A 12,241-nucleotide genomic window follows, 5' to 3' on the forward strand; every position below is an offset into this window, starting at 1 on the left:
CCCATCGTTATGTACAAGACCCCGTGCTGGCGCAGCGCAAGGCGAACCCCCGGGCCCCGACAAGGCGCCAGATTGTGCCCCGCGGGCCCTCGCCGTCCGTCGCAAAAAACACCAGGTGTGATGATCCTGACCGACCCAGTCAACCACATTCAAACTAGTGTTTGAACTTGTCTTATGCCACTTTCCGCCGATATAGCGTTGAGAAAGGGTCATAAACCACGCGCACCGACTGGCACCTGCGACGCCCATTGTCCATAATGTGCGTCCTTTCAGACCCGGGAAATGCTTCATGTGGTTCAAGCACTTGCACCTCTATCGACTGCACGGCGGCAGTGACATCGACGCCGGAAGCCTGGAGAGCGCCCTGGCCGAACAGGCGTTTCGCCCCCTCGGCGGCGCCGAGGCGCGCCGCATCGGCTGGACGACGCCGGCCGGGCGTGCCGGGACCCAATACCTGCACGAGCTTCAAGGCCAGCGCCTGATGACGGCGTTGCGCCAGGAGCGCATCCTGCCCGCCTCGGTGGTGCGCGAAGAAGTCGAGGAGCGCGCCGAGACCATCGAAGCCACGGAAGGCCGCAAGCTGCGTCGCCAGGAAAAGCAGGCGATCAAGGAGCAGGTCTACGAGGAGCTGCTGCCGCGCGCTTTCGTGCGCAGTCAGAAGACCGATCTGTGGTGGGACAGCCGGCGCAACCTGATCGCCATCAACAGCTCCAGCCGCAAGCGCGCCGAGGAGCTGCTGGACCTGCTACGTGAAACCCTCGGCAGCCTCAAGGTGACGCCATTGGCGGCCCAGACGCTGCCGATGCGCGCCATGACCACCTGGTTGAACGACGAGGCTTCGCGTCCCGCCGACATGCTGATGGGGGATCAGGTCGAGCTCAAGGCCAAGGGCGACGATGGCGTGCTGCGCGCCCGCCAGGTTGATCTGGACAGCGACGACATCCAGCGCCTGCTCGAGAGTGGACGCCAGGCGAGCAAGCTGGCCCTCGGCCTCGAGGGCCGCCTCACGTTCGTGCTCCACGACGATCTCGCCGTGAAATCCCTGTCCTTCGATGATGCCTTGATTGAGGAAGCCAACCAGACCGAGGATGGTGACGACGCCATCGTGCGCCTGGAAACCGACTTCCTGCTCATGGCCCAGAGCCTCGGCGAGAGCGTTGATCGTTTGATCGAATGGCTCGGCGGCGAGGCCCAGAGCGCCTCCGACCCGGCCACCGCTGCCTTTGCGACATCCTCATGACACCGACCATCGACACCGCAAGCGACACCGCGAGCCAAGACCCCTGGCATGACATTCGTCCGTATCAGGATGATGAGGTCGCCGCCACTCTGGCTCGCCTGTCGGAAGACAAGGAGCTGCTGGGCGCCCTGACCCGGTACCGGCTGCCACGCATGTCGCGGCTGATGCCGCGGCTGTCGCGCAGCCTGGCGAGCCTGGTGATCAAGCGCGAAACCCGTGGCGTGACCACGGTGCGCGATTTCCAGCAGCGCATCGCCGCCTACATGCAACGCATGCTGCGCACCTCCACCGACGACTTTCGCGTCGACGGCCTGGATGCGCTGGACAAGGACACCGCGTACCTGTTCATCGGCAACCACCGGGATATCTCGCTGGACCCGGCGTTCGTCAACTACGCGCTGTATCTGTCCGGTCGCGATACGGTGCGCATCGCCATCGGCGACAATCTGCTGAAAAAGCCCTACGTCACCGACCTGATGCGCCTCAACAAGAGCTTCATCGTGCCGCGCAGCGCCCGGGGCAAACGCGCCATGCTGGCGGCCTACCAGAACCTCTCGAGCTACATTCGCCACTCCATCCAGGGCGACAACCATTCGATCTGGATGGCCCAGCGCGAAGGCCGGGCCAAGGACGGCATCGACGTCACGGACCCGGCGATCATCAAGATGATGACCATGGCCCACCGCGCGGAGAACCGTAAGGCGCCGCTGGGCGAGGCCATCACCGAGCTGCGCCTGGTGCCGGTATCGATCAGCTATGAGTACGATCCGTGTGATGTCCAGAAGGCACGTGAACTGAAGGCGCTCAAGGAAGACGGCGGCTACGAGAAGAGCGAATTCGAGGACATCAGTTCCATCGTTGCCGGCATCACCGGCCACAAGGGCCGCGTCCACCTGCGCTTCGGCACACCGCTGGACGCCAGCTTCGACACCCCGGACGCGGTCGCCGACGAGATCGATCGTCAGGTGCTGAGCGGCTACCACCTGTTCCCGAGCCACTATCTGGCGCTCGAGGCCCTCGGCGAGTCGCCGGAGCTTCTCGATCTTGGCGAAGTGACCGAGGCCGACCGTGCCCGCTTCAGCGCCCGTCTGGCGGAGGTGCCGGACGACCTGCGCAGCTGGTGGCTGAGGCAGTACGCCAACCCCGTTCTGCACTGCGCCAGGAGCGACTGACTCGATGAGCCGCCCCCAGCCACCACGGCGGGACGGCGAGTCCCCCTCGGCCGGTACCGCCGCCGGCCGGTTTCTCCGCGATGATTCGGCGCGTGAGGCCAACCGCGTCACCCTGATCGGCGCCCTGGTCGACTTCATCGTCGGCGTGGCCAAGATGATCGCCGGCATGATGGTCGGCTCCGCGGCCCTGATCGCCGACGGCATCCACTCCTTCTCCGACATTCTGACCGACGTCTTCGTCCTGGCAGCCACCCATTATGGCCGTCAGGCGCCGGACAGCGATCATCCCTATGGCCATGGTCGCATCGAGACCCTCGCCACCCTGTGGCTCGGCAGCGTGCTGATCTTTGTCGCCGGTGGTATCGCCTGGTCCAGCGTGGAGCGCCTGCTCGACCACGACGTCGCCGCGCCCCCGGGTCTGGCGGCGATCGGTATCGCCGCGGTGTCGCTGGTGGCCAAGGAATGGATCTTCCGCTACACCCTGAGCGTGGCCAAGCGCCTGAACTCCAAGCTGCTCGAGGCCAATGCCTGGCACTCACGCTCGGACGCCATGTCGACGCTGGTGGTGATCATCGGCCTTGCCGGCACCCAGGTCGGCATCGACTGGATGGACGCCGCGGCCGCCATCGTGGTGGGCCTGATGGTCGGCCAGGTCGGCGGTCGCTTGATGTGGGAGTCCTCTCGCGAGCTGATCGACACCGCCCTGCCGGCCGAGGAGCAACGCGAAATGCGCCGCCTCGGGGAGCAGGTTCCCGGCGTGCATGGCATCCACGACCTGCGCACAAGGCGGCTCGGCAGCGACGTGGTGCTCGATCTTCACATCGTGGTGCCGCCGAGGGTGACCGTGTCCGAGGCTCATGAAATCGGCAATGCGGTCAGCCGTAGCCTACGCGACGCCTTCCCACGACTGGTCGACGTGACCTTCCATATCGATCCCGAAGACGACGAAGGCGAGACCGAGCATAGCCTGCGTCCAGGACTACCGCTGAGGGAAGACGTCGAGGCCTTGCTCAACCAACTGTGGGCCCGTCACCCGGCCTGGCAGCATCGTCTGGCGCTCAACCTGCACTATTTAGGTGACCGCATCGACGTGTCGTTGTACGTTGATACTAGTCTTGAATGCGCATACCTGAGTGACGCCGCGACGGCGCTGCATGACGCCGCCGCCCACCTGCCCTGGCTCGGCCGTCTAAGGGTCTGGCAGGGCCCTGGCAAGGGGTAGCGCGTTCGAGGTGTCCTTCTCTTCCCAGACGTTCGGTGCCATGAGTCGACGCTCCGCTAGCCAGAGGTCCCCCGATACCGCGCGTCGGCGTTTTCTGACGCTGGCCGCGGGCCTGGTGGTTGGCGCCGGAGCCGGGCTCCTGTCGTCGCCCAGCCGCGCCGGCCTCGACGCGTCTCGATTGCGGGCGGCGGCCAACGGCCAGTTCGGCAGCGCCGGCGTCTCGGTGATCAACCAGTGGCTCACCCTGGTGGATCGCCTGCGCGGTGCCCCTCTGTCGACGCAACTGCGTGACGTGAACGACTTTTTCAACCGCCACCTGCGCTGGCTCGAGGACCGGACCATCTGGGGCCAGGAAGACTACTGGGCGACCCCGGTCGAGGCATTGGGGCGCGGCGCCGGCGACTGTGAAGACTATTCCATCGGCAAGTACGTCACGCTCAAGGAGCTCGGCATCCCGGTAGAGCGGCTGCGGATGATCTACGTGCGCGCCAGGCTCGGACGCAGCCAGATCACCCAGGCCCATATGGTCCTCGGCTACTATGCGACACCCGGAGCCGAGCCCCTGATCCTCGACAACATTGCCGCCGGCATCTCACCGGCCAGCCAGCGCACCGATCTCGACCCGCTGTTCAGCTTCAATGGCAGCGGCCTGTGGGCCGGTGGCTCGACGCGCTCGCGTGCCGACCCACTGGCGCGACTCTCGCGTTGGCGCAGCGTGCTCGAACGCATGCGTCAACAGGGCATCAACTAGCCCTCGACAAGATCGTCAAATACGCTAAAGATTCCGCCGCTTTGCAGCACGCCTCAACCGACTCAGCGGCACACGGCCGAGCAACTACAAGGGACTCCATCATGTCGCTCATCAAGCAACTCTGGCTGGCCATCATCACCGTCCTGTTGCTCGCCTTCGTCGGCAGCCTGACAGTGGCCGTGACCAGTAGCCGGGCCTACATCGAGCAGGAGATCCGTATCAAGAATGCGGACAACGCCAACGCCCTGGCGCTTGCCATGACCCAGTTGCCGAAGGACGACACCACCGTTGAGTTGCTCCTTTCGGCGCAGTTCGATACCGGCCACTACCGAGTGATCCGCTTTCTGACACCGACCGGCGAGCCGGTAGTCAGCCGCGAGGATAGCGAAGCCGCCACCGATGTCCCGGGGTGGTTCGTGGACCTGGTCGACTTCGATGTGCCTCCGGGGACTGCGGTGGTGCAGGATCGCTGGCGGCAATTCGGTCAACTCGAACTGCAGAGCCAGCATGCCTTCGCCTATCACTCGCTGTGGCGAAGCACGCTCACGATGACGGCATGGTTCGCTGCCGCCGGCATGATCAGCCTGCTGATCGCCTACCTCATCGTGCGTCATATCCGCGGGCCACTGAACACGGTGACCCAGCAGGCCCACGACATCGGCCAGCGCCGCTTCACCACGGCGCCACTGCCCAGAACCCGGGAGCTTCGCGCGGTTTCCGAGGCGATGAACCGCCTGTCGGCCAGCGTCAAGGACATGCTCGAAAAAGAGAGCGAGCAGATCGATCGCCTGCGCCGCCAGCTGCTCGAAGACCAGGTCACCGGCGCCCTGACCCGTGAGGCCTTCCTCGACCGCCTGCGCTACAACCTGTCCCAGGATGACGAAAGCAGCTATGGCACGTTGGCACTGGTGCGTGCCAACGGCCTGGCCCGCCTCAATGAGCGAATCGGACACCCGCAGACCGATGCCCTGCTCCAGGCCCTGAGCCAACGCCTGGCAGACATCGCGCACGCCCACGGCGAGGGCCAGGTCGGGCGGCTCAACGGCAGCGATTTCGCCCTGCTGCTATGCGGCGAGGTCGACCCTCAGTGGCTGAGCCAGCGGCTGGATGCCAATCTCGGCGCACTTGTCGCCGATCATGCCCCGTTGCTGAGTCTGCCGGCGGCCCTTTCGCCCTACCAGCAAGGCGATGAACGAGGGGCGCTGCTGGCGGGCCTGGACGGCGCGCTATCGGCCGCCGAGGGCAAGGGCCAACAGGCCGTGGTGGTCTGCGAAGGCAGCTGCCGCGAGACGCTGTACCAGACCCGCCCCGAGTGGCGCGAAGCGCTGACCTCGGCCATGGCGGAAGGCGTGCTGCTGGGCCAATATCCGGTCATCGACGCGGCTGGCCACTTGTTGCACCACGAAGCACCGGTGCGTCTGTTGCTCAGGGGCGAGTGGCGTCAGGCCGGGGTCTTCCTGCCCTGGATCGCACGCCTCAAGCTCCACGACAGCCTCGATCTCAAGGTCGTCGAGGCGGCGCTCATGGCCATTCGTGATCACGGCGAGCCCGTCGGCATCAACCTCTCTCATGCCGCGGTCACCCAGCCAAACATGACCCTGGCACTGCAACAGCGCCTGGCCGCGAATGCCGATGTTGCCCACCTGCTCTGGCTGGAGGTGCCCGAATCGGTGGCGCGCAGCGATCTCGATAGCTTCCGCCATCTGTGCAAGGTGCTGCAGCCTTACGGCAGCCATCTCGGCATGGAGCACGTCGGCGCGGCCTTCCGCCAGCTCAGCGCGCTTCAGGATCTCGGGCTGTCCTACGTCAAACTGGATGCCACCCTGATCCAGAATGTCAGCGACCGGCCAGAACAGCAGACGATCCTGCGTGGCATGGCGACGCTGTGTCATTCGCTCGCGATCCAGGCGATTGCCGAGGGTGTGGTCGATGAGCGTGATATCGACACCCTGTTCGAGCTCGGCCTGGACGGCGTCACCGGACCCGCGGTCACGGCACGCGGCATCACAAAGGGTGCCGATTCACCGTCGAACGGGGTCCCGTGACCCCCGTGACAAGCCTGCGATAGCCCCGTGACAGGCCTGCGACTGGACACCGGCACTCGCCCGACAACAGCGAGTGCTCACGGCGCACAGTCGCCATACCGACTCACGAACCGACTCGCTCCTAACGCCACCGGCCGCCTCTGAGGGCGGCCGGTGGCGTTGGGAGCGGATCAGATCAGGTCGTCATCATCCCCGACCAGGTTGACGTCGTTATAGCGACGCCGCAACGACTGCCTCTCCATGATCTTGTTGCGGGCGGCATCGGGCAGATCCATGAAGCTGATCACGCCCTTGTCCATCAACAGGTCCAGCACGTCCTCGAGTACGCGCACGAAGGCCAAGTCCGATGCCTGAAACTGCGACACATCCGCCTGGGCCTTGCCATCGGAGAGGAAGAACAGCAACTCCGAATCATCGGCGGCCATGAACTCGTCACACATCGAGGTGGGCTCACGGCTCACACAGACGATTTTCGCCTGTGAATCACGCTGAACATACATGTCAAGACTCCGCAATCGTCGAACGAACAGCATAAATCATGGATCATTGATGGAGTAGCCCCGAAAGGGAAAACCTCCCGGGGATGCGCTCATCGCGTTACTCCCTTGCCCTACGCAAGGCAGACCTACTCCACATCGAGTTGCCCCTGGCTGATCATCTGCCCGATGAAGTCATGAGACTGATCCGATCCCATGCTCACGTTCTCCAGAGTAATCTTCTGATCGGCATTGGTGTTGTCACCGTCGAGGCCACCATCGCTCTTGATGTAAAGCACCGTATCCGCGCCTTCTTGCTCGGCGTGGATAAAGCCATCAAGCGCCTGCTGGTCCGTGTCGCTACCGGGATCGTAACCCTGTAGCAAATCCCCGAGGGAGAGCTTATCGGCCTCCAGATCCACGCCGTACTCTCCGAGGTGGAAGTCCTTCACCACATCCTGAGCCGGCGCATTGACGGTGCCCTCATCATTCAAGTTCCAGATGAAGGTGTCCGCGCCGAACCCGCCGAGCATGGTATCGCTGCCTTCACCGCCGATCAGGATATCGTTGCCACCACCGGCGATCAGGGTGTCGTCCCCTGCGCCACCGTCGATACGATCCGTTCCACCGTCCTGACGCTCGGTGTCGATCAGTGACTCCTGGTTGTCGCGGATGTACTCGAGCACCTGGGTCTCACCGGGATCCTCGCCGCCGTTGACCGACCACTTGAGGTACTCGAACAGACCACCGAACCCAAGTCCATCGTGCTCGCCGGCCTCGAAGGTCTGCCCCTTGCCGTTGGTCCAGGCCAGCGCATCGGAATTCACCGTGTCGCCGAAGATCAGGTCGCCTCGACCGGTCCCCTCCAGCACGTCATCACCCAGCGCGGCCAGCTTGTCGAAGGACGAGCCACCTTGGAGCGCAGCTTCCAGGTCCTCGGCGGTGTTGACGATGGTCGCCTGCCCCGTCGGCGCGGTGGGATAGACGTAGTCATTGACCGTGATGCTATCGATCTCGACCAGATCCTGTTGACCACCACCATTGATCACATCGAACACCAGGCGGTAGGTGCCGCTCTGGAGTGCACCGGTTTCGATCGTCGACCAGGACGTTTGGCTGTTGTCTACTGTCCCCGAGCGGATGCTGGTCCATCCCCCCTTGCCATCGTCTTGCTGCACATCCCAACGGAAATTGTCGCTGGTGCCGTAAGCATCGGTCTGGTAGCGGAACTCGATCGTTGAGTAGCCGTCATCGGGCACATCGAGGGTAAAGGCATCGCTGGTGGCGACCGCACGACCATCGGACGATGAGCGATCCGTCAGGGTCAAAGTCCCTCCGGAAATATCCAGAATCCCCTTCGAGTCACCCGACCTGGTCCATGCGAGTCGCGAATCGAGGGTGTGGTCGCTGCCGGTAAAGTCCGCCAGAGTGCTCGAGCCGGATTGCGTGCCCGACGAGTAGGGAATGGCCGCACTATCGTCCACGACATCGGTATTATCGAAGAACTTCAGCACGTCCTCGTTGATGCCGGACCCGATGCCGATCGCTTCGACGCGGCTGATGTCGGAGAGCCCCTCGAAAGCCTCGATGGCGTTGTTGACCTCGTTGAAGCCTGTGCTGCTGCCACTCCCTCGGACGACATTATTATCATCGAGGTAATAGGTCGGATCACCGTCCGTCAGGAAGAATGTCAGGTTCTCGTACTGGTTGGTCGACTGCTCCTGCAACCACTCCCTGGACGCCTCGAAGGCCGCCTCGTAGTTGGTGCCACCACCGGTGTAGTACGAACCGTCGACCCCGTTGATATAGTCGATGATGCGATCCACTTCGCTGGCAGAAGAGCCCAGGTCGAGCGCCGCGGTGTAACGAGCGCCGGTGTCGAAATCGACTACCTGCAAATTGATCACCCCGTCAAACTCGGACAACTGATTGACCAAATTGACCAGGGCCTGTTTGGCCAGCGCCATGCGCGACAGATTTCCAGTGCCGGAGGCGTAGCTCATGCTGCCGGAGGAGTCGAGGATCAACGACACGTTGTAGTTCTGCGCCGGGTTGATCACGGTGAACTTGCCACCGGCATCGCCGACGATCACATCGCTACCGTCCGATCCCGTCACACTGCTGCCGGTGTTGTCACAGACATAAAGCTGGCCGGGTGCACCGAGGTTCAGTGACAGACTGCCCTCGGCGGTGTCTCCGTCGCCGTCGGTACCCGTCAGGCCCAGTTGCACATCGAACTCCTGGTTCGAGTCACCGAGACGATAGTCCATATCCCCGAGGGTAAAGGGCGCGCCGACGCCACCGAGAATTTCCACGCCAGCAAAGCTCTCATCAGAGCTCAGCTCGAAGGTCCAGCCATCCTTCACCCCGACCAGCGACAGCCCACCTTCACTCGTCTCTGTGATGGTAACCCGGTTGGTCACATCGACGCCGTTGCCATCGAGCACGCGAACGTCCGCAGCCGACAGAGATACGTAGGTATTCGCGGTATGCGACGGAGAACCACTGCCTGTCGCGTTATCGGCGTAATTCACCGCGCGCACCGTCAGGCTAGCCGCCGCATCGACCCCGGCGACGTTGATCGTCTGGCTCACCAGGCCAACCGACTCATGCCCCGCCCACGACGGGTCACCGAGCGTGGAGAAGCTCAGCGAATTCATGAAGTCGATGCGCAGCAATTCGTTGGTATCGATGTCGGAGTCGAGCACGCCGATGGAGCCATCGAGTGCATTGATCGCGAACCCGTTTGGCGTCGAGTACAACACATCGTTGCCGGCATCGGCATCGCCGGTATTCACCGCGAAGTATTGGAGCTTGGCCCCCTGAGTGCCCTCGGAGACATCCGACGTCCCAGACCGGCCATTAGTGATCTCCCCTTGATCAGAGACCTCGACCCGGAAACTGTCGTGGGCCGGATCCAGGGTCACGGTGAAAGCGACCTCGCCACCCTCGGTGACGGCCTCGAGCACCTTGCCGTCGCTGGTCTGACGATAGGTCAGCGCCTGACCATCGAAGTACAGCGGGCTGCCGGTGACGTCCACCGCTCCCTGTCCATCGAGACCACGGAAGGAGACATCCTCGACCCCATCCGCACCGGAGGCGTCGCCGAAGTTGAGCGACCCGGTCGCGCCCTGCTCGAGAACGGAGTCATCGGCCACGAAGCCATCTGGGCTGTCGTCATCGACGTTGACCGTCAGAGAACCTTGGGCTTCGCTGCCGTCGCCATCGATGATGGTGTAGCCGACTTCCAGCGAAATATCGTCCTCAGTACCGGCAGTACCGTGATCCAGCGCCTGGCTCAAGGTCACCTTGTAGGCCCCGGTCGCCACATCGGTCAGCGCAACGGTGATGACCGGCGCACCGGTACTATCGCTGCCGATCAGTGTCAGGCCGTCGGCGCTAACGCTGTAGTTGACCGCCTCGCCGCTGGCGGTCAGCGTCGGCAAGCCGGCACTGCTCCAGCTGAAGCTGCCGGCACCATCGTTGCCAAAGCTGTAGCCAAGCTGGCCGGTTACCACGGTGGCTTCGCCCGAGGCATCCCCCGGACCACCCGCGATGCCACCGTCGAGGCCATCTTCGTCGACCACCACACTCTGGTGGGTCACGGTCGGCGTCGAATCGGCGGCCACCTCCACCGTCAAGGTCGCGGACGAGGTATCGCCGTCGCCATCGGTGATGGTGTAGTCGATCACCGCCGCACCTTCGAATCCGGGGGCCGGGGTGAAGGTGACCTCGCCGGTGGCGACATTGACCGTCACGCTGCCCTGGCTCGAGTCCCGTAAGGTGGCGCTGGTCAGGCTCGCGCCATCGGCACCGACTTCGTCGTTGGCGAGAACGTCATAGGTCACCGCGGTGTCTTCGGCGGTCTCGGTGGCGTCATCGACCGCCGTCGGGACGTCATCGACGATGTCGATGTTCAGCTGAGCCGTCGCCGTATTGCCGTTGGCATCGGTCACCGTGTAGTCGAAGACCTCCGCACCGTTGACGGTATTGTTACCGTCATTGGCTTGGCCCCCCGCGACAGCCGACGTCAGCGTGTAGGTAAAGCTGCCATCGGCGCTGACCACCAAGGTGCCAAACGTGCCGTGGAAGGTACCGGCACTGTAGGTCAGTTCGCCGCCACTGGCGTCCGTCGCCGCCAATTGGCCGGTTGTCACTTCACTATCGGTGGCGGCATCGCTACCACTGGCAAGACCAGCCTCACTGACACTCGCGGTCGCGGTCTCGGCGCTCGGCGAGCCATCGGTCACGACGAATTTCAGGGTCGCCTGGCTAACATCACCGTCACCATCGGTGATGGTGTAGGTCAACGACTCCTCATAGCTGGCATTGGCCTTGGCGGTGTAGGTATAGCTGCCATCGGCGTGCCAGGTCAGGGTGCCCTGCAGGCCGCTGCTATCGACTGCAGTAACCGTGGCACCGTCGGCCCCGGTGATGTCATTGGCAAGCAGACCAGTGGCGGCATCGACCGATAGGGTTGCGCCTGACTCCAGCGAAGCCGAATCATGCTGGGCCTGGGGCACGTCGTCGATAATCTTGACCGTCACCGACCCTGTCGCCACGTTGCCATTGGCATCGGTCACCGTGTAGGTAAAGTTCTCTGCATCCGTTACCGAGTGGCCGCCGTTATTCGCATCGGGACTATCGACGGGCTTGGTCAGCGTGTAGGTGAAGCTGCCATCGGCGCGAACATCGAGAGTGCCGTACTCGCCCTGATAGGTGCCTGCCGTGTAGGTCAACGCATCCCCGTCGGGGTCGGTGGCATTGAGCTGCCCGTTGACCACCTCCTCTGTGGAGTCCGGATTGCTGCCCTCGGCCAGGGCAGACTCCAGAACCTGCAGCTGGGCGGTCGGTGCCGTCGGCACACCCTCGACAACATTCAGCGTCAGCGTCGCCGTGCTTGTGTCGCCATCGGCGTCGGTGATGGTATAGGTCAGCGTATCGCTGTAGGTGGCATTGGGGTCGGCGGTATAGCTATAGCTGCCGTCGGCATTCCACGTGAAGGTGCCTTGAATACCGCTGGCATCGACAGACGTCACGGTGGCGCCATCGGCCCCCTCGCTATCGTTGGCCAGCAAGCCTTCGTCGGCTGCGACCGTCAGCGTCTGTCCAGACTGAACGCCGATGCTGTCGTCGACTGCCGTCGGGGCGGTATCCAGGATCTGGATGTCCAGGCTGTCGCTGGCGGTGTCACCTTCGTTGTCGGTGACCACGATCGCAAAGCTGTCGACGACATTGTCATCCGCGGCGTTGTGGCTCGCCGCACCACCGGTCTCGGTGTAGCTGTACTGGAAGGTGCCGCTCTGGGCATCGAAGCCGGTGATGGTCAGGCTGC

General features: G+C 63.6%; 7 protein-coding genes. 5 read left to right on the forward strand and 2 right to left on the reverse strand.

Annotated features, from left to right (window positions below):
• The first annotated feature begins 289 nt into the window (after positions 1 to 289).
• The 5 genes from ACUN9Y_RS19255 to ACUN9Y_RS19275 all read left to right on the forward strand — a co-directional run bounded on the left by ACUN9Y_RS19255 (position 290) and on the right by ACUN9Y_RS19275 (position 6,430).
• On the forward strand, positions 290 to 1,240 hold the full coding sequence (locus tag ACUN9Y_RS19255) for a recombination-associated protein RdgC (RefSeq protein WP_445462351.1): 951 nt from the start codon (positions 290 to 292) through the stop codon (positions 1,238 to 1,240).
• The gene (locus ACUN9Y_RS19260) at positions 1,237 to 2,412 is read left to right on the forward strand and encodes a 1-acyl-sn-glycerol-3-phosphate acyltransferase (protein ID WP_445462352.1); all 1,176 of its coding nucleotides are present in this window, start codon (positions 1,237 to 1,239) and stop codon (positions 2,410 to 2,412) included. Before ACUN9Y_RS19255 ends, ACUN9Y_RS19260 begins: the two co-directional genes overlap by 4 nt.
• A 4-nt stretch (positions 2,413 to 2,416) precedes the next feature.
• On the forward strand, positions 2,417 to 3,634 hold the full coding sequence (locus ACUN9Y_RS19265; RefSeq protein ID WP_445462353.1) for a cation diffusion facilitator family transporter: 1,218 nt from the start codon (positions 2,417 to 2,419) through the stop codon (positions 3,632 to 3,634).
• Between the two features lie 40 nt (positions 3,635 to 3,674).
• The gene (locus ACUN9Y_RS19270; protein WP_445462354.1) at positions 3,675 to 4,385 is read left to right on the forward strand and encodes a transglutaminase-like cysteine peptidase; all 711 of its coding nucleotides are present in this window, start codon (positions 3,675 to 3,677) and stop codon (positions 4,383 to 4,385) included.
• Between the two features lie 101 nt (positions 4,386 to 4,486).
• Positions 4,487 to 6,430, forward strand: coding sequence for a bifunctional diguanylate cyclase/phosphodiesterase (locus tag ACUN9Y_RS19275; protein WP_445462355.1), 1,944 nt, complete (start codon positions 4,487 to 4,489; stop codon positions 6,428 to 6,430).
• A gap of 170 nt (positions 6,431 to 6,600) precedes the next feature.
• On the opposite strand, the gene ACUN9Y_RS19280 is transcribed toward ACUN9Y_RS19275, so the two are convergent.
• Positions 6,601 to 6,930 carry a tryptophan synthase subunit beta like protein gene (locus tag ACUN9Y_RS19280; protein ID WP_445462356.1) on the reverse strand — a complete coding sequence of 110 codons (330 nt, stop codon included), beginning with the start codon at positions 6,928 to 6,930 and terminating at the stop codon, positions 6,601 to 6,603.
• A 125-nt stretch (positions 6,931 to 7,055) separates the two neighbouring features.
• Positions 7,056 to 12,241, reverse strand: a 5,186-nt coding sequence (locus tag ACUN9Y_RS19285) for an Ig-like domain-containing protein (protein ID WP_445462357.1), incomplete at its 5' end; no start/stop codon positions are given.

This window comes from Halomonas sp. V046 (assembly GCF_052645355.1).